General features: G+C 69.4%; 16 protein-coding genes. 6 read left to right on the top strand and 10 right to left on the bottom strand.

The window, feature by feature from the left end:
* Positions 1-13: 13 nt before the first annotated feature.
* Entirely contained in the window at positions 14-961 is a 948-nt protein-coding gene (locus ACZ5NW_RS11340) for an ABC transporter ATP-binding protein (protein ID WP_468743560.1), read from the bottom strand.
* Positions 962-1,042: 81 nt separating this feature from the next.
* A complete protein-coding gene (locus tag ACZ5NW_RS11345) occupies positions 1,043-1,186 on the bottom strand; it encodes a hypothetical protein (RefSeq protein ID WP_468743561.1) in 144 nt (47 codons plus the stop codon).
* Positions 1,187-1,398: 212 nt separating this feature from the next.
* Between ACZ5NW_RS11345 and ACZ5NW_RS11350 the strand changes: the two genes are divergently transcribed.
* The 5 genes from ACZ5NW_RS11350 to ACZ5NW_RS11370 all read left to right on the top strand — a co-directional run bounded on the left by ACZ5NW_RS11350 (position 1,399) and on the right by ACZ5NW_RS11370 (position 5,239).
* A complete protein-coding gene (locus tag ACZ5NW_RS11350) occupies positions 1,399-1,536 on the top strand; it encodes a hypothetical protein (protein WP_468743562.1) in 138 nt (45 codons plus the stop codon).
* A gap of 80 nt (positions 1,537-1,616) precedes the next feature.
* Positions 1,617-2,624, top strand: coding sequence for a polyprenyl synthetase family protein (locus tag ACZ5NW_RS11355; RefSeq protein WP_468743563.1), 1,008 nt, complete (start codon positions 1,617-1,619; stop codon positions 2,622-2,624).
* Positions 2,621-3,580 carry a DUF2332 domain-containing protein gene (locus ACZ5NW_RS11360; RefSeq protein ID WP_468743564.1) on the top strand — a complete coding sequence of 320 codons (960 nt, stop codon included), beginning with the start codon at positions 2,621-2,623 and terminating at the stop codon, positions 3,578-3,580. The genes ACZ5NW_RS11355 and ACZ5NW_RS11360 overlap by 4 nt, the downstream gene beginning before the upstream one ends.
* Before the next feature lie 141 nt (positions 3,581-3,721).
* On the top strand, positions 3,722-4,195 hold the full coding sequence (locus tag ACZ5NW_RS11365; protein ID WP_468743565.1) for a DUF4913 domain-containing protein: 474 nt from the start codon (positions 3,722-3,724) through the stop codon (positions 4,193-4,195).
* 27 nt (positions 4,196-4,222) lie between these two features.
* The gene (locus ACZ5NW_RS11370; RefSeq protein ID WP_468743566.1) at positions 4,223-5,239 is read left to right on the top strand and encodes a hypothetical protein; all 1,017 of its coding nucleotides are present in this window, start codon (positions 4,223-4,225) and stop codon (positions 5,237-5,239) included.
* A 1,283-nt stretch (positions 5,240-6,522) separates the two neighbouring features.
* On the opposite strand, the gene ACZ5NW_RS11375 is transcribed toward ACZ5NW_RS11370, so the two are convergent.
* Both ACZ5NW_RS11375 and ACZ5NW_RS11380 read right to left on the bottom strand, forming a co-directional pair.
* Positions 6,523-7,386: a lytic transglycosylase domain-containing protein gene (locus ACZ5NW_RS11375; RefSeq protein ID WP_468743567.1), complete on the bottom strand. Its 864-nt coding sequence runs from the start codon at positions 7,384-7,386 to the stop codon at positions 6,523-6,525.
* On the bottom strand, positions 7,383-8,456 hold the full coding sequence (locus ACZ5NW_RS11380) for a C40 family peptidase (RefSeq protein WP_468743568.1): 1,074 nt from the start codon (positions 8,454-8,456) through the stop codon (positions 7,383-7,385). The genes ACZ5NW_RS11375 and ACZ5NW_RS11380 overlap by 4 nt, the downstream gene beginning before the upstream one ends.
* Before the next feature lie 424 nt (positions 8,457-8,880).
* On the opposite strand from ACZ5NW_RS11380, the gene ACZ5NW_RS11385 reads away from it, so the two are divergent.
* Positions 8,881-10,032, top strand: coding sequence for a DUF418 domain-containing protein (locus ACZ5NW_RS11385; RefSeq protein ID WP_468743569.1), 1,152 nt, complete (start codon positions 8,881-8,883; stop codon positions 10,030-10,032).
* Between the two features lie 207 nt (positions 10,033-10,239).
* Here the strand turns inward: ACZ5NW_RS11385 and ACZ5NW_RS11390 are convergent, their stop codons facing one another.
* From ACZ5NW_RS11390 to ACZ5NW_RS11415, 6 genes are all read right to left on the bottom strand, one after another.
* Positions 10,240-12,030, bottom strand: coding sequence for a type IV secretory system conjugative DNA transfer family protein (locus ACZ5NW_RS11390; protein WP_468743570.1), 1,791 nt, complete (start codon positions 12,028-12,030; stop codon positions 10,240-10,242).
* Positions 12,027-13,658: an ATP/GTP-binding protein gene (locus ACZ5NW_RS11395; RefSeq protein ID WP_468743571.1), complete on the bottom strand. Its 1,632-nt coding sequence runs from the start codon at positions 13,656-13,658 to the stop codon at positions 12,027-12,029. Before ACZ5NW_RS11395 ends, ACZ5NW_RS11390 begins: the two co-directional genes overlap by 4 nt.
* Positions 13,655-15,148, bottom strand: a complete 1,494-nt coding sequence (locus tag ACZ5NW_RS11400) for an SCO6880 family protein (RefSeq protein WP_468743572.1) — start codon at positions 15,146-15,148, stop codon at positions 13,655-13,657. The genes ACZ5NW_RS11395 and ACZ5NW_RS11400 overlap by 4 nt, the downstream gene beginning before the upstream one ends.
* A 128-nt stretch (positions 15,149-15,276) precedes the next feature.
* Positions 15,277-16,458 carry a hypothetical protein gene (locus ACZ5NW_RS11405; protein ID WP_468743573.1) on the bottom strand — a complete coding sequence of 394 codons (1,182 nt, stop codon included), beginning with the start codon at positions 16,456-16,458 and terminating at the stop codon, positions 15,277-15,279.
* A 1-nt stretch (position 16,459) separates the two neighbouring features.
* Entirely contained in the window at positions 16,460-17,185 is a 726-nt protein-coding gene (locus ACZ5NW_RS11410) for a DUF8175 domain-containg protein (protein ID WP_468743574.1), read from the bottom strand.
* Positions 17,186-17,198: 13 nt separating this feature from the next.
* Entirely contained in the window at positions 17,199-17,477 is a 279-nt protein-coding gene (locus ACZ5NW_RS11415; protein ID WP_468743575.1) for a hypothetical protein, read from the bottom strand.
* Positions 17,478-17,550 lie beyond the last annotated feature (73 nt).

Below are 17,550 nucleotides of genomic sequence, written 5' to 3' on the forward strand. Positions count from 1 at the left end.
TGCGGCAGAAAGGTCAGTTCACGGCGGCATCGCCCAACGTGCGGCCGGTGAGAGCGGCAAAGACATCGTCCAGCGTCACATGGCCGACACGAACGGAATCAACGGGTACAGCAGCCTCGTGAAGCGCGTACATCAAGTACGGGAGAAGCTGCTCGGCGTGGGCCGTCCGTACTTCCAACAGCGCGCCTTCAACGACCACTTCGGACACACCGGGCATCCGCGCGAGCAGCTTTCGCGCAGCGACACGGCCGAAGGCAGGAACACCCATCACTATCCGGTGCTCGAAGAGGCGGGATTTGAGATCGGCCGGACTGCCGTCCGCGACAACAACACCGTCATCGATGATGAGCAGCCGATCGGCGAGGGCGTCGGCCTCCTCAAGGTAATGAGTGGTCAGCAGAACCGTCGTACCCGACTGCTGGTGCATGATCCTGATGTGACCCCACAGCGCGGCCCGACTACGTGGGTCAAGGCCGGTGGTCGGTTCGTCCAGAATGAGAATGTCGGGCCGGTGCACCAACCCCAGCGCGATGTCGACCCGACGGCGCTGCCCTCCGGAGAGGGTGCCGCACTGCTTCTCCGCAGCCTCGCCGAGTGCGAAGTCGTCCAGAAGCTGAGCGACTCGGACCCTACTGTCCAACGGACTCAGACCATGCAGCCTGGCCTGGAGCGTCAGTTCCTCTCGCACGGTACTGCGGGGATCGGTACCGCCCTGCTGACTCACATAGCCAAGGTGACGGCGCACCATCCTGGGCTCGTTCACCAGATCAAAGCCAAGAACTGTGGCCGACCCTGCCGTGGGGCGTAGGAGAGTGGCCAGCATACGCAAGAGGGTGGTCTTCCCAGCGCCGTTGGGACCGAGGAAACCGACCATCTCACCAAGATCTATGTCCAGATCGACGCCCCGCACCGCGGCGATCACATCGCTGCGCCGCCCGCGTGCCCGGAAACTCATGGTCATTTCCCGTGCGTGTATCGCTTGTGTCATCGCAACGCTTACCCAGAGCCCCCTCGGCGGAGGGGGCTCTGGTATCCATTCCTATCAGCTGGAGGGGTAACCCGTGCCGGGGCAGGCCTGTCCGTGCACCACCACAGCATCGAAATCGTCCTGCTCGGGGCTGACGACGTCGACCCAGTCCCCGGTCAGAAGGATCTCGGTGTTCTCGATCACCTCACCGCTCTGCATAACAGTCCTCTTTTCTCTGGTTTCTCACGGCTGCGCAGTCGCGCAGGCCTGTGAGCACACTGCACGCCGGTGATGGACATCCGATGACTTGGCGATGGCTCGGGCTGCAGCTGCAGAGCCAGTCCGGCAGTTGTGCGTCCATCACCCGCCCATTCGTTGTCCATCCCACGCCACAAGGATGACGACTCCCTTACCAACCGGAGGAGCGCAGCATGAGCACGACAGCAACCTTGGATGCCGTTGAGGATCTCGTCGGCGGTACTTGGGAGGAAACTCCGCAATCAGACAGCGCGCGCCCCTACGAGGTCGTCCTCGATGGCTCGAACCAGAATCCCGCCAACTCCTGCTGACAGCAGAACGCATGGGCGGGCGAATGCGGCGACCGCTATTCGCCCGCCCGTTAGCCGCCCCGAGGAGTCAGGACGCCGCCGTGCCCGTTCCCGTCAGGGACATAACCTCCACCTACCAACACCTGCTCGCGACGCAGGAAGCCGCGCTGACCACGCTGGCCCAGAACACAGCGGATCTGTGCACCAACAGCCCGTCCCTCGCGGACGCCGTCAGTCGACTGGTCACGCTCCATGCTCCGACCACCAACCTGGCCAGAGCACTGCCCCTTGCTGTCTTCGCCGCGCTGACCGGCAATCCAGCTCCCGCCATCCCCGTCTCTTCCCTGTCCGTCGCCTGGTGGGCGGGAGCTGAGACCTTGGACGATCTGGTCGATGGGCAATTCGACCCAGAGCAGACCCAGTTGAGCGCCGCCCAGGCAAGCATCGCAGCAACCACCTGCCTCACCGTTCTGCCCCGCACGCTCATCGACCGGGCCGACCTCCACCCGCGGTTGAAAACACTCTGGATCAACGAACTGACCCAAGGTGATCTGCGCTGCGCCGAGGGGCAACTGATGGACGTCACCCAAGCTTCCACCCCGCGGTGGCGAGACGTCGTTCAAAGCTACGCCGGCAAGACAGGGGCGCCATACGGCAGAGACGCAGTGATGGCTGCTTCCCTGGCAGGCATCCAAGGCGAGGGAATTCGTGGCTGGCGAGCCTTCGGCCTGCTCTTCGGGGTACTGCGTCAGTGCGCCAACGATCGTGCGGCGCAGGATCCTGAGCACGACACAGATCTGGCCAACGCCACCATGACGCTCCTGCTCGCCTATGCGCTGGAACACCTCCCAGGACAGGACGCCGACCGCCTCAAAGCGTGGCACCAACGTTGCCGTGCCGAGCCCGCAGCACGAAGGGCCGTATGGAAGACCATGCGGCGCGCTGACATCGCCGAGGGTTATAACGCCCGCCTCGCGGTCATAGGACGGCGACTGAACGCACTCCTGCAAGCGTTGGCCCCGCCTTCCCCTCATCGCGACGCCATCCACTGGCTGATCGAGACCTCGGTCGAATCCGGCCGCGTACCGTTGTTGGAGAGCGCCAAGTGACCATCCCCGCCGCAGAACTGCGCAACCTGGATATGTTTGCTGCCGCACTGGCCGAAGCAGCGCCCATCGCTGCCCACTTCACAGCCTGTCTCAGCAACGACTTCAAGCACGACGGGCCGGTGGCTCGCAGCGTCGCAAGTCAGTTCACTGTCACGGAGGATCTGTTCGGCATCCGACTGCTCGCCGGCGTGCACTGGCTCGTCCTCAAGGGGCAGGCACCCGAACTCTCCGCTCACCTGCGGGACCACCTCACCGGGGCAACTGACAGTAGCTATATGCGTCGTGCATGGGAACTCTTCGTCCAGGCTGTGCAGGAGCATCCCACCGAGATAGGAACGGCGCTGTCACGTCCGGTCCAGCAACACCAGCCGCAGCGTGCCGAAGCACTCTTGACCGGCCTGACAATGCTGGGCGCCCCACGAGTACGACTGCTGGAGATCGGGGCCGCAGCAGGTATCAATCTGATGGTGGACCGATTCCGGTGGTACGGCCACGGCTGGGAGTGGGGCGACCCCGACTCACCGGTGCGGCTCACCAGCCGCGGACGCCCGCCCGGTGCCTTGCAGATCGTCGCACGGGCCGGTTGCGATCTCCTTCCTCGCGACCCCGGCAACCCCCATGACGCTCTGATCCTTCAGTCCTTCCTCCCGCACGAACGAGAGATCGACCGGCTTGAACTCAAAGAGGCTCTGGAGGTGGCCGCCAACTCGCCGCTCAGAGTGGACGAGGCCGACGCCGTCGACTGGCTGGAAGAACAGCTGGCCGGCCCTTCCGATCCGTCCGTTCACACCGTTGTCTGGCACAGCATCGTCTGGCTCTACCTGCCGGCCTGGAAGCAGCGACGCATCGAAGAAGTCCTCGCCGACGCCGCGCGGAGGATGCCGATCTCGCGCATCTGCCTCGAACCCCGAGGCTGGACGTCGATGCCCACACTGCAACTGACCGTCTATGCCTGACCCGGCCGTCGGGGAGCCAGGATCGCCACCGACAGTGGTTCCCAGACTGGTTGAACCGACCGCAGCGCCCCGCCGTTGTACGGCGCACAGGACAGCACAGCCTGAGCCGCTGCCATCCATCACGACCGAGGGGGACACAGCATGGAACCCGCGCGGGAACGCGATACGGAGACGGCTCAAGTACCCGACGAGAACGAACCTGCTGAGGCACCGAGGTTCATTCTCTACCTGGAGGGCCCGGCGTACGTCGGCGCACTGCGCCTGCTGACGCTGTGGACCCACCATGTCCTGTTGCCCGTCTACGGCCGAGAAGCCACCTCCGCAGCTCCCTGGTGCCCGACCTGGTGGGAGCACCCCGAGGCAGTCGCCCGACTGCACGCACTGTGGATGGCCTGGGGAGCCCTGACAGGCCCCGGCTCGGACATGGCGGGACCCGCTGTCTGGCATCGCGACCATTTGTCACCGGTGATGGAAGCACTACGAGACCCACAGGGGCCATTCGCCGGCTGCAAGGAAGGAAAGCACCGGCCCAAGAGTCAGCCGTCGGTCGAAACGCTGGACCCTTTCGCACCTGACATCACGATCGCGACCGAGACGCAAACACCTGAGATCTAGCCACCTCATCAGGAGGGAATTCACACCATGCCTGGACCAAGTCGCCAACGGCGCGAGAACGACGAGTACTCCAGCGACCATTCTCACGACAGCGGCAACAGCAACGCCTCCTACGAGAGCGTGGACCTGGTCGAGCAAGCCCGCAGTCAGCCCAGCCTGCAGCGATCGTCGCGCCCGGTACCGGACGACGCGCCGGACCTGCCCGCTGGAGCCCACGGCGTGTACCTCCAGCAAAACCGCGGTTTCTACGCGATTCACCCACATCCCAACGCCGGACACGTGATCCATAAGTACAACCACGGCACGGGCCGATGGGTCAGGGACAACTGGGACCTTCTGGCGAAGGCCGCAGGTGAGTTCCTACCGATCGTGATGCAGGGGGCAAGTACCCTCGCCACCCAAAGCACAGCCGCGAGAGCCACTCAGATCGTCGGAGCCGGCGTCCAAGTGGGCTACACACTCCTGGACGTAGCCGCGGCTGCCCGAGAATATCGAGCTGGAGCCCCCATCAACGGCGCCAACACCGCTTTGACAGCCGGTCGAGTGGCGTCGGCGGCTGCGAACGTCGCCGCTGCCTCCGTAGAGCAAGAAACGTCGACAGCAAGAGGCCTCACCCTCACGGGAATTGCCCTCAACGCCCTTGTCGTCGGAACCGACTTGGGCATACAGGGTTACCGCCGCGCGATGGCGAGCGCAGACCCCGCTCATCACCAGGGCATGTACGCCGCGGGCATCAACCCGGAGCTCGGATACGGCAACGCCTACGAGCCCGTTTCGGGGAGCCTGCCTTCCGTGTACGACTCCGAGTCCAACTCCGCCCCGTCCACCCATTCCTACCCGCCGCGCACTCTTGCCGCGGCCCTCTACCCGCAGCAGCAGATGGGCTACGCCATGCCGAATGCCAGGCATGTCGGCATGCCGGCGGCCGCCTACAGCCCTCAGCAGACCCGGCCCACAAGCTCGCAGCCGGTCGCTTCCACCTCCACGCACGCGCACGGCCGCGGCACGGCAACAAGCCGAAAGGGCAAGGGGCCCGCTCGCTGACGGCCGGCCGGCCGGTACATCTGACGTGTAGCTCTTGACGACTGCGCCAACTGGAAGCAGTCGTCAAGAGCTACACCCATGCCGGGCCGCTTCTGCGGCACTCCGGAGTTACCGGGCTCTTCCTCCCCCCGGCCTGTTACTGCGCTGAGCCTTCCTCAGCCTGGCCAGTTGCTGCTCGGAACCGGCGAGGCTGTCGTCCCTCGGTGGTAGGGCACGCGGAGCGGCGGTCGCCTCATGGTTCCGTGTGCTCGGCGCAGGGCTCATGCCGACACCGGGCGGCAAGAGGAACCTGGCCTGGGGTACAGGACTCACGCCGAGGAGGCCGGCGTTGGCGGCATGCCCCTGCAAGCGAGCCTGTCCGGCGGCGGCCCCGGGGGGCTGTGGCATGGGCGGACCCGCGAAAGGCCCCTGCCTGAGGTGGGTGTGTCCTACGGGTATGGCGGCGGCCGCCGCCACGGTCGGTGGCTGTATCGGCACCGGCGGAGAGGAGATGGCCTGAGCGTCCAGGTATCTCGCGTAGGCGGCGGCGTCCTGGTCGATGATCCGGGCCGCTGTGGGGTGAACGGGTGCCCCAGCCTGGTTCCGCGGTGCCACCGGCTGTTGGTCGGATCCCCGGGTCGTCCCCTGGGAACGGCTCGTCTGCGTCGTGCCGGGCCGCTGTCCGGACAGCCAACCGGCAGGCGAGGGCGACGGGTTCTCGGCGCCCGGTCCGCGTGGACCTCGCGGGCGGACCCACGCCACAGGCTCCCTCGTGCCACGGCCTCGCCGATCGCCGGGCCGTCCGTCGAGAGATCCGGCACGCGCTGCGGCCATCTGAGCTTCAGCTTCCACTTGTGCAGGGAGATTGGCTGCGTAATGGATCAGCCCCTCGAAGTCAGGCGAAAAGCTCTGCTTCTTCACCAGATTGGCCCGGCTCTCCGGGGTGAGCGCGTACAACGTCAGATCCAGCCGAAACCTGCCTTGTTCCGCATCCGTGCCCCTGGGCACGAGGGCACCCTTATTGATCAGGTCGGCGATTCCCTCGTAGGAACTGCGCTCGTCGAGCAGCCGGGCTCTGGCCAGGAGTGCATCACCGGATATGTCTATCTTGGTGGTATCAGGCCTCCCGTCAGGCGTCCGTGGAGCGTCCATCAGCAGGATCTGCAAGGCCGCGACCAGGGCTTCTCTTGGCAGCCAGTCGCTCGTGCTGTCCGGCGGGTCGGCCATCTCGGCATCCTCTCGTGGTCATTTCTCGACACAACGCGGGACTGCGTCGACCGGTTCACCCCCGGGGCGCGACAGGGTCAGGTGTCCCTGAGGCCGGGGCTCTCGGGCATGGTGCGTGGGGGTGGGCCGATGCCCTCCATGGAGGCGAACCAGGTCCGCACGCCTACGACATAGCTCTGCGCCTCCTCGGTGGCGGGGACGCCGTGTTCCTTGCGTACGTTGTCCATGCCGACGTCGTAGGCCGCAAGGGTCAGGTCGAGGACGCTACCCGTGGCCTCGCCCGCGTCGATCAGGCTCTGCGCCTGTTCGGCGAGTTCGCACAGGTAGGCCCCCTGAGCCTTGATGGACTCCTTGGCGTCGAGCGGATCTCCGTCCTTGTGGAGGCGCTCGAAGACGTCGGTCGGTACCTGGGAGATGCCTCGGGCGCCGTTGGGTCCCACGAAGTCGGCGTCGAAGCCCGTCTCGTACTGGATCTGCGCGGCGACGGTGACGGGACCGATCACGTCGCAGACCGATCCGGCGTCCACGATGGAGTCGTAGAGATCTGCGGGAACGGTGCAGGGCTGCGCGGGGCTGCTGGAGCTGGACGGTGTGATCTCCAGAGTGCCGAGGCCGTCGCCGAGCGCGATCTGCTGTGCCCGTGTGGCGAGTTCGTCCGGAGGAGTGTTCTGTGCGGCTTCGAAGTCCTCGCAGATGCGCTCCACCGGGGTCAGATCGTCGCCGATCCCACCGAAGTCGGCGGGCAGCAGCCCTCTGAAGAACATGATCAGAATCACCAGCGGCATGAGGACAACACCGAGGCCGCCCACGATGATGATCAGCGTGACGGCGAGGACGCCTCCGACCGGAATCGCCAGACAGCCGCAGCCTCCGGCGGCGACCGCCGCCTGGGCGGCCACGTTCGAGCTCTCGCTCTCCTGCCCGCCACCTGACGCCGTCACGGTGTGCTCCCCTCCCCCTTCGCCGCCTGCGCCTGCGGATCGGGGCGCACGACGCCCAGGATCTGCATCGACGCGGCAGGGGCCACGGTGACCGTCCGTCCAGGCCGTGGCGCGTGGATGATGCGTCCCGCGCCGACGTAGAGGGCGACATGGCTGGCGTCGTCGAAGTAGATGATCAGGTCCCCGGGCCGCATGTCCTTGATGTCGACGCGCTTCAGCTGTTTCCACTGTTCCTGCGAGGTGCGGGGAATGGTCACGCCGGCAGCGAGCCAGGCCTGGGAGGTCAGGCCGGAGCAGTCGAAGGAGTCCGGCCCCTCGGCACCCCACACATACGGCTTGCCGAGCTGATCCGTGGCATAGGCGACGGCCTTCGTGCCATCCGCGCTCGCCTTCGTGCCCACCCCGTCGAGGACACCCGTCTTCAGCCATGCGGCCTGCGCCTTGGCAGCGCCCTTTTGCTCCAGTGCGGCCAGGCTCTTCAGTTCGTCGGCCTCGAGCCGGGCTTCGAGTGTGCGGGCCGCGGCGATCCGCTGGGTGACCTTGTCCCGAGCCGTGTCGCGGGTCCGCTGGATCTCCCGGAGGCCGTCGAGCTCCTCGGCCGCCTGCTCCGCCTTCGACTTCAGCCGGCTCTCGGTCTCCACCAGTGCCACCAGCTGCCGGTCGGTGCCAAGTTGGGCCTGCCGGGCCAGACCTGCGGCGTCGAGGGCATGCTCGGGATCAGGGCTGAAGACGAACTGCACTTCGGCGGGCATGCCGACGCCGCGGTACTGGGCGCGTGCGGCCGCCCCGACCAGGGCACGCAGCCGCACGAGCCTGGCATCGGCGCGTTCCACCTGGGCGCCGAGCACGTTCAGCTTCTTCTCCTGGGCCGCGACGTCCTCACCCGCCGCGTTGTACTCCTCGGTCGCGACTTCGGCGTCGTGGTAGAGCGACTCCAGCTCGGCACGGACCTCTGCGAGGGTCTGCGGCCTGTCGGGGCGAGGCACGGCCTGGGCGAAAGGCTGCGTCGTGCCGGCCAGAAGGCAGAGCAGGCCGCCCAGCACCACGGTCCGTGGCCTGTGCCTCGTCATCGGTTTGCGTCTCATACGGGGAAGGGCTCCTGGGCCGGTGCGGAGAGCGCGCTCTGCGCCGCGGGCTGCACAACACCGCACACAACGGCGAGGTCGACGGCCGGGTTCACCCGGGGACGGATCCGCCGGGAAACGCCCCGGACGTGAACCGCCGAGGGCCATCCCCCGTTGTGTCCGCGATGGCGGACACCCCGGGGCCCACCTGTGCTCCCGGCATCGCGGAAGGGGCATCGCCTTTTATGCCGGACGAGTCGACGTTGAGCGTGTGGTGCGCGGCGGCGGGGGCCGTGTGCCTGGCCTTGGGCGTACGGGAGGCGGGGCGGCGGGTGCCTGCCCGGGCCATGGCCTGGTTCGCGGCGGCGACGATCGCTTTCGGGACAGCCGCGTTGCGGGGTGGACGGTGACCGGCCTACAGACGCAGTCGGTGGCGCGTGTTACGGAAGCCGATGTGCTGCGCGGATTCGCCCTGTCAGGAGTGCTGTGCGTCAACGCGCTGCTGATGGCGGGGCCTTACACCGTGTACGGCGACGGCCCGGCCGCGGGGACGCTCGACCAGGTGGTGGCCTGGCTGGTGAGCGCTTTTGTGGCGGGGAAGTTCTATCCGCTGTTCGCGTTCCTGTTCGGCTATGCCTTCGTCCAGCAGATGCGTGGCTGCCGGGCGGAGGATGCGGCGTTCGGACCGCGCCATCTACGGCGTACGGCAACGCTGTTCAGCCTGGGCCTGCTCCACGCCGTGCTGCTGTACCCGGGTGACATCCTCACCACGTACGCGGCACTCGCGCTGCCGCTGTACGCCCTGCGCGAGGCCTCCGCACGGCTGGCGGTACGCGCGGCGGTGGCGCTCGTCGTGGTGCTGTCGCTGATGCTCCTGTCGTACGGACTGCTGACCGTCCTGGCCAACGGCCCCTCCCCCACCCCGCCGCACGGGCCCGCGGTGGCCGAAACCGTCGCGGCCTACCGGGGCGACGCTCGGTCGGTGATCGAAGCGCACCTGCACGCGCTGCCCACCGCCCTCGCCACGGATCTCCTGTACGCCCCGCAGGTGTTCGCCGCGTTCCTCACCGGCCTGGCGGCGGCCAGACTCCGGCTGCTGGAACGGTACGGAAGCGACCGGCGCCGGCTGCGCGCGACGGTACGGCGCTGTCTGCCCCTCGGGGTCGCGGGCGCGATCACGACCGCGGTCTGTACGAACGGGCCGCTGGACGAAAGATGGTTCTACGTCGGTCATGCGGTGGGTGCGGTGACGGGGCCAGTGCTGACGGCCGCGTATGCCTGTGGGCTGTTGCTGTGGCTGTCACGCCCGGGCGGCGGCGGGGGCCGGGGTGCCGGTGTGCTCGCCGCGACGGGGCGGCTGTCGCTGACCCACTATCTGACCCAGTCGCTCGTGCTGTGCGGGGTCTTCACCGGCGTCGGCCTGGGGTGGTACGACCGGGTGGGCGCGGCGGGGGCGGTGGCGGGGTGTGTGGTGCTGTACGGGGTGCAGGTGGCCGTCAGTGCGCCGCTCGTCGCCCGTTTCCGCCGGGGCCCGGCAGAGGCCGTTGTGCGGCGTGCCACGTGGGGAGGCGGTGCGGTGTGATGGTTTCGTAGGTGAGTTCGGAGGGCTGATGCTGCCTACCGTCGGACGGTCACTCGTCTTCCGAGCTGGAGCCGCGCCGTGCAGCAGCCGGTCGCAGTCCTGGACGACCGCTTCTTGGCACGAACCCTTCCAGATCCGTTCTCACCACCGACAGATCCCTGGTGGAAGCGCCGCCTCGCCGAGTGACCCTTCTGGACCCCCGCCACGTCACTCCTTGTCGACGTTCATGACCTCGACGGCCGTGACCGCGCCGCTCAGCTTGGCCACCGCCCGCCGTGTGATGGCTGCCTCCTCCGCCTTCGCTGCCGCCGAGATGACTCCGGCGTCATCCTCCTTGAACCACGGGCGGAGTCTGATCAGGGCCGGGCGGACGCCGGTGGCCAGGAGGAGGGCTGTGCCCTTCGGGAGGGCGCGAATCCTGTCGGGGGGCAGGACGGCTTCCTGGCGGTAGGAGTAGGAGCGTGATGTGCCGTCGCGGCTGCGGGAGACGCTCGGGGTGCGGACGTCGTGCTGGCCGACGAGGGTGGAGATCTTCTGGACGAAGTCGGCGTCGTCGAGACCGGCGCCGAGGAGCTTGACGGTGGCCGCGCTCCACAGGGCGTCCATGCCCGCCTCGCCCCACACACGGGCGCCTTGGCGGTAACTCTGCAGCAGGGTCACGACGTTGATGCCGCGGGAGCCGAAGTGCGAGTAGAGGTCGGGAAGATCGGATATGCGGCACACGTTGGCCGCCTCGTCGAGGACCGCGGTCAGCGGCGGGTCCAGGCGGCCGCCCATGCGTTCGGCGGCGACGACTCCGGCGCGCAGGGTGGCGTCGGCGAGGCCCGCGATGACGCCCGCCGCGGAGCCGCCGCCGTCCTTGGACAGCAGGTAGAGGGTGTCGCGTCCGGCGACGTGCCGGTCGGGACGGAACTCGGGCAGGTCGGGGTCGGGTGCGACCCAGGCGAGGATCTCGGGGTCGAGGAGGCAGGAGACGGTCTGGCGCGCGGTCTCGTAGATACCGTCGCGGGTCTCCACCGCGCCGCGCACCGTGCCCTGCAACTGCTCGGCCATGGCGTCCAGTCCGGTATCGCGCAACAGGTCGATGGGGGTGCGGTCGGCCGGGTCGGCAAGCCAGGCGAGGAGGTCCTGGACGGAGGCGCCGCCGCGCGCGGCGGCCAGGAACAGGGCGGTGAGCGTGTTCTGGGCGGCGGAGATCCAGAAGTCCTTCTTGGAGGCGTCGTCGTTGACGGATGCCACGAAGTGGCCGGCGAGCCGGCGGGCGCCTTCGATGGTGCGGCACTCCTCCAGCATGTTCCACCACATGCCGCGCGGGGTGTGGGCGATGCCCTGGGGGTCGAAGGTCCACACGGTGCCGGCGTTCTCGCGCTGGGCCCGGGTGACGGCGTAGACGTCGGACTTGTTGGAGGTGAGGACGACGGCGCCCTGGGCGCGCAGGACGCGCGGGATGGCGATGCCGGTGGACTTTCCGGCGCGGGGTGCCATGAGGTCGAGTTCGACGTCCTCGAAGCTGCTGCGCAGTTCGGGTCCGCTCGGCATGAGGTCGCCGAGCAGGTTGCCGGTCTCGTCGGCGTCGAGGCGGTCGCGGCCCTTGAGGGTGGGGCGCAGGGAGCGGGCCCGAACGGTGATGCCGTCGGGGCACATGCCGGCGAGTTCGCGGCGGCCCGCCAGCCCCGGTGTGGTGTCGCGACGACGGCGCAGGGCCGCGGCGACGACGACCACGAGTGCGGTCAGGAGCAGCAGAGGCGCGGTCATGCCGGCGTAGACGGCCCAGGCGGGGGTGGCCGGCCAGTACGCGGCCGGGTCCGAGGTGGTCAGCCCGACGAGGGTGGACAGGGCGTAGGGAGGGTGGGTGAAGCCGTGGCCGGTGAGCAGGGAGGCGAGTGATCCGCCGAGCATGGCCAGGCTGAACAGGGCCAGCGCTCCGACGATGACGCCGGCCACCGCCCAGGTCAGTTCGTCGTGCGGGCCGCGTGTGCCGCCGCGGCCGGCGCTCACACCGTCTCCCCGGTCAGGCGGGGGTCGAGCGGCAGCGGGCCTTCCTGGGCGGCGCGGGCGACCCGCCGTGCGAGGTTCCGGGTGACGGGGTCGGCCGTCTCGTTGGGGGTCCAGCGGGTGTTGGTGTTGTGCAGTTCGCGTTCGGCCTGGGTGATGGCGACCTTGATGGGGATGCCGGGGCGGCCGCCGACCTTGATGAGGAAGCGGCCGCGCCCGGGGGGTTCCTCGTGCTCGGAGGTGACGCCCCAGCCGGGCGGGGAGGACCAGGAGGAGACCAGTTCGATCTCGCGCTGGGACAGTCCCACGACCCGGCCGAGGTCCTCCATCTCGGTTCTGGGCAATCCGGCGCACACCACCATGCCGGCGCGTTCGACGAAGCCGCGGGCCTTGGCCCGGTCCGCGTCGGTGCCGAGCGCCTCGGCGTCCTTGAGCGTGTGGGTGATCTTGGCGTCGCCCAGGCCGAGGGAGCGGTTGAGCCGAGTGAGGGCGTCGATGCGGTCGACGATGCCGGAGGCGGCGCGCAGCGGGCGCCACAGTTCGTCGAGGACGGTGAAGAACCAGCGCCGCGGGGCGAGTCCGGCGTCGGCCAGGGCATGGGAGGCGGCGACGGTGCCCAGGCCGTCGGACCAGGCGGCGAGCATGGCCGCCGCGGTCAGCTGGGTGTCGGCCTCACCGATGCCGGAGATGTCGATGCACACCGCCGGGGAGTTCGGGTCGATGCGGGTGGAGGTCTCGGAGGCGAAGGTGTCGCCGAGGGGGCCGTCGAGGATGCCGAGCAGGGAGCGGTGCAGGGGGTCGACGGCGTCGCGGTAGCGGGTGTCGTTGCCCCGGTCGAGGGTGACCGCGCGGACCCGGTCCGGTCCCTCGGCCAGGACCTGGAGGAGGTCGGGCAGGAGGGCGGTGCGGCCGGGTGCGGTGCGTTCGCGCAGGTGGTGCAGGACGGCGGAGAGCACGGACTGTTCGTGGTCGTCCATGGGGCGGCCGCGCACGATGGTGATCAGGGCGGCGACCATGTTGAGGACGCGGCCGTGGGTCTCGGCCCGCAGGATGTCCCCGGCTTCGCCGCCGATGCGGTCGGCGGCCTGTCCCATGGCGCCGGGGTCCAGGACGTTGATGCCGCCCCGGCCGCGGCCGATGGAGATGACCTGGCCGCCCAGCGCGCGGACGGTGTCGGCGTAGTCGGGTTTGAGGTCGCCGAGGACCAGCGGGACCACTCCGGTGGCGGCCAGTCCGATGAGCATGCGGTTGACCAGGGTGGACTTGCCCAGGCCCGGCATGCCGAGCATGAACAGGGAGGGGTTGGAGATGTAGCGGGCGCGGGTGAACCAGGACAGCGGGTCGCCGCAGACGGTGGCGCCGGTGAACAGGTGCTGGCCGAGCGGGACCCCGATCATGGGGGCGCCGGAACCGGCGGCGAACGGCCACATGCCGCAGGCCTGCACCGTGGTGGCCCGCCACATGGTGGGTGGGTCGAGGTGACCGACGCGACCACCGCCCGGACCGTACCAGCCGCGCGGCGGGACGAAGAGTTCCTTGGGCTGCGGGGGTCCGGCCTTCGCCTTCTTCCGGTCCTTTTGCTTCTTCCGGTCCTTCCGGTCCGTGCGGTCTGTCCAGTTCTCCCGGCTCACAGCGCCTCCTGCAGCTCGTGCGGGATGAAGGTCTGCTCCCACGGGAGGATCCCGACGGGCAGAGTGCAGGTGAACGCGGCTGCCTGCATCCGGTCGGCGGGACGCACCTGGACCCGGGAGGCGGCGGTGAGGTTGCGGACGGCGACACCGGCGTCGGCGAGCTGCTCGGCGCTGTCGACGGTGACGGTGAGCATCAGCGAGAACTCCACGAGGCCGGCGCCCGAGGCCTCCTCGGCGGCGGTCTGTTCGGCGGCGCGTACCTCGGAGGCGGCGCGGGCCTGCACCATGCCGCGCCCGGAGGTAGCCATGAACTGGGCGGCGCGCCGGTCGGCCTCGACGATGCGTGCGGCGGTGGCCGGGTCGACGGGCCGGTAGACGAGCGCGACCCGCTTGCGGCGGGTGTCGGACACGGCTTCGAGCATGGCGCGCAGCACCGAGGAGCGGACCGTGCCACGGGGGGCGAGCGTCATCAGCCAGGTCCGTGAGACACCGGAGTCGTGCTGGTAACTGCTGACCGTCTCGACCGCGCTGGCAGGTCCGGCGTCGTCCCATTCCAGATTCGTGCCCCCGTGCTGGGCACGGGCTTCGAGGACATCGGCGGCGACCGCGGGGTCATAGGCGACGCGCACGACTTCCGCGATGCGCTCGGCCGACAGGGGGTAGGCGGCGCCACCGCCGGCTCCGACCAGGCCGCTGAGCAGTCCGGGGATGCGGATGGCGAGGTCGGTGACGATGTCCTCCTTCCTGCGCTTGCTCCCGCCGGGTACCGCGTAGGTGAGGGTGACGTAGGTGTGCATCTCGGAGGAGGCCGTCGGGTAGCGCTCGACGACCTCGTGCATCACGGCGCGGGCCGCCGCCGGGGCGTCGGGGTGGATGCGCGGCAGTACCTCGTTGGCGAGCCGGGTGCCGGGGTCGGGGGCGGTTTCCACGATGACGCCCGCCCCGCGCAGGCCGGGTTCGTGGGAGAGCCGGGCGAGCCATTCGCCCCACTGGGCCACCCACACGTCGACCTGCTCGGGGTCGACGAGCGAGCCGCCGTCCGGATCGCAGCCGAGGACGATGGTGTAGAGGTTGCGGGCCGGGTGGTGGAGGACGCCGAAGGGACGGTCGTAGGCGTCGTGTCCCTCGCTGACAGTGACCTTGTTCAGCAGGCCCGGCGGGCGGAAGCGGCCGCCCGGGCGCGGGGACAGCGGGCCGGAGACGTACAGGTGCGCGCCTTTGGACTTGCGCCGCAGCCATCCGATGCGCAGGGCCATCACCTGGTAGACGTTGCGGCCGTCCTGGGTGCGGATCGCGAGGGGGATCAGGAACAGCACCACAGGGACAAGGACGACCAGGGCGGCGACGAGAGAGATCAGGGAGGCGAGGAGGGTCAGGACCAGCCCGCCGAAGACGACGACGGTGCCGACCAGTCCCAGGGGGCCCAGGCCCGGGCGCCTGGGGCGACGCCAGTTGCCGTATGTGGGGTGTGTCGTGATGTCCGCTGTCATGGTGAGCCGGTGTCCTTGTCCTGATGGCGCGGGTGAATGGTCTTCGCACGGTGGTGAGGGGCGCCGCCGGACTCCACGGGGGACATGGAGCCCGGCGGCTGTCGAGGGGAACTGGCGGACGCACCCGCTCAGTTGTCGCTGCCGTTGCCGCCGCCCGCCGCACCGGCGGCGGCGCGTCCCACGGCCTTCGCCGCTCCGACGGCGGCACCGACCGCGGCACCGACCGGTCCGGCCGCCGCGCCCGCGGCACCCGCCGCCCCGGCTCCGCCGGCGGCCCCGGCACCGCCGGCTGCTCCGGTCCCGCCGGCGGCACCGCCGGCACCGGCCGCTCCAGCACCTCCGGGAGCGCCGGCCGGGCCGGGCACACCGCCACCGCCGGCCGGGGGCTGTGCGCCGCTGGGGCCGCTGAGTTGGCTGCCGACCGAGCGGGCACCGGAGGCCAGGGCGTTCTGGCCCTGGGAGACGGCGTAGGAGGTGACCGGGTCCCCGCCGAGGGCCGCCGTGGCCGGCACGACCAGTTTCAGCAGCGCGGGCAGGGCGATCGCGGACAGCAGCATCACGCCGATGCCGGCGATGCGTTCGTGGATCGCCTCCGGGTCACCGGTCCCCCGGCCCGCGGTGGTCATCGCGGAGCCCGCGTAGATGACCAGCGCGACGGCCATCTTGTACGCCAGCCACGCGGTCAGCCAGCCGATGTGCTTGCGCCACCAGCTGGCGCCCCACTCGGTCATGGACGCCGCGGCGGCGAGCGGAAGCGTGCCCAGCAGCACGATCATGACGCCCAGCCGGATGTAGAGCATGATCGTCTGCAGGATGCCGGCGATCATCAGAAGGAAGGCGAGGATCAGCAGCAGGAACGGCTCGATGTTCGCGCCGTCTTGGCAGCCGATGCTGTTGATCTGGGCTTCGGCCCCCAGCTGGAAGAGATGGTCGGCGTACCGGTCGGACAGCGACGCGCAGGCGGTGGCGAGCGTGGTGGCGGCACCAGCGACAAAGATGACCCGCAGGATGCCCTTCAGTGCCGTACGTCCCGCGTCGCCGCGTTGCTGAAGTGCCATGCGGGCGGCGGCGACCAGCAGCGATCCCACGGCGAGATAGACGACCAGCCACTGTGTCTGGTCGCTGACCTGCGCGGCCGTGGTGGTCGAGGAGAACGTGGGGACGTTGGTGACGAGCGAGTCGAAGATCTCGATGGCGCCTGCGAGTACCGCGTTGGCGATCCCCTTGACGATGGTGTTGACGGGGTTGCCGAGGAACTCGAAGAAGCCCACGACGACGTCGGCCAGCGGATTGCCGTTCGGGCATGCCATGTCAGGCCTCCCAAAGGGTGTATCCGGCGGGAACCGCGCTGGTGGTCATCCGGGAGTACAGGGCGCCGTCGTCGTCGGCGAGGACCTTCCAGTCGTCGTCCGTCCAGCGCATCCGCACCGATGTCGCCGCGTATCCCTGGGCCGTCTTGATCAGCAGCCCCACGGTGGCGGAGTTCCCCTGGTACGACAGGGTGCGGTAGCCCGCCCAGGTGGCGGTGGCCGGGGCGGCCGACTCCGCGGTGTCCTGCACGAACTCACGTCTCGCGGCGAACCTCTCCCGTCCCCGCCCGGGCACCACCTGCTCCTGGGTGGCCAAGCGCCAGGCGGGTCCGCTCATCTGCGAGCAGATGATCTGCGCCGCGAGTGCCGCGCCGACCCGGGTGCGGGCGAAACACCGCCACAGCCGGCTCTCCCGACGGGCGGGTCCTTGGGAGGCCGAGACGGGCACCCGGGTGCCGTGCAGCGTGCCCCAGCGCAGATCCGCCGGCGCTCCGTCGCCGCCCTGGGCGGGTGTCCGAGCCTGTGCCTGGCAGGGGTTCACTCGTACCTCGGACGTTGTCGGGGTGCGCGGCACCGCCTCGGCGTAGCCGCCGCGTTCGGCGTCGGAGGTGAAGAACACCACCGCGGACGCCAGAGCCACCACGGCGAGGAAGGCGGCGGACGCCTGCCAGCTGCGGTGTGTCCAGTAAGGGGTGTCCGGCTTGGACGGACGTCGTGTACGTGGCATCGGTGGGTCCGGCTCACGCGAAGACGAAGGTGACCAGAGGACCGGCCGTGGCGACGAGCACGCATCCGCCCAGCACCATGGCCAGTCGGCTCATGTGTTCCGAGCTCTCTCCCCGCTTCACGGAGATCGCCATCATCGCCCCGGTGACGAGCACACCGGCCACCCCGGCGACGGTGCCCGCCCAGGCCGCGATGCCCAGCACGGTGTTCACCTTGTTGGCGAGCTCGGGTGGGGCGGTGCGTACCGGCTGGGGAACGTTGGCCGCCAGAACGGACAGGTCGAGCAGAGTCATGAGGGTCTCCGGGTGAGGATGCCGCCGGTTTCCGTCGAGCAGGGTGTACTCGTGCCCGGAGTGGCGCGGCATG

It is taken from the genome of Streptomyces sp. NPDC032126 (assembly GCF_055580085.1).

Excerpts from the sequence above, each read along its gene's own strand:
- ACZ5NW_RS11340 (WP_468743560.1), bottom strand. The coding sequence starts at position 961 with ATGACCATGAGTTTCCGGGCACGCGGGCGGCGCAGCGATGTGATCGCC.
- ACZ5NW_RS11345 (WP_468743561.1), bottom strand. The coding sequence starts at position 1,186 with ATGCAGAGCGGTGAGGTGATCGAGAACACCGAGATCCTTCTGACCGGG.
- ACZ5NW_RS11350 (WP_468743562.1), top strand. The coding sequence starts at position 1,399 with ATGAGCACGACAGCAACCTTGGATGCCGTTGAGGATCTCGTCGGCGGT.
- ACZ5NW_RS11365 (WP_468743565.1), top strand. The coding sequence starts at position 3,722 with ATGGAACCCGCGCGGGAACGCGATACGGAGACGGCTCAAGTACCCGAC.
- ACZ5NW_RS11370 (WP_468743566.1), top strand. The coding sequence starts at position 4,223 with ATGCCTGGACCAAGTCGCCAACGGCGCGAGAACGACGAGTACTCCAGC.
- ACZ5NW_RS11380 (WP_468743568.1), bottom strand. The coding sequence starts at position 8,456 with ATGACGAGGCACAGGCCACGGACCGTGGTGCTGGGCGGCCTGCTCTGC.
- ACZ5NW_RS11400 (WP_468743572.1), bottom strand. The coding sequence starts at position 15,148 with ATGACAGCGGACATCACGACACACCCCACATACGGCAACTGGCGTCGC.
- ACZ5NW_RS11405 (WP_468743573.1), bottom strand. The coding sequence starts at position 16,458 with ATGGCATGCCCGAACGGCAATCCGCTGGCCGACGTCGTCGTGGGCTTC.
- ACZ5NW_RS11410 (WP_468743574.1), bottom strand. The coding sequence starts at position 17,185 with ATGCCACGTACACGACGTCCGTCCAAGCCGGACACCCCTTACTGGACA.
- ACZ5NW_RS11415 (WP_468743575.1), bottom strand. The coding sequence starts at position 17,477 with ATGACTCTGCTCGACCTGTCCGTTCTGGCGGCCAACGTTCCCCAGCCG.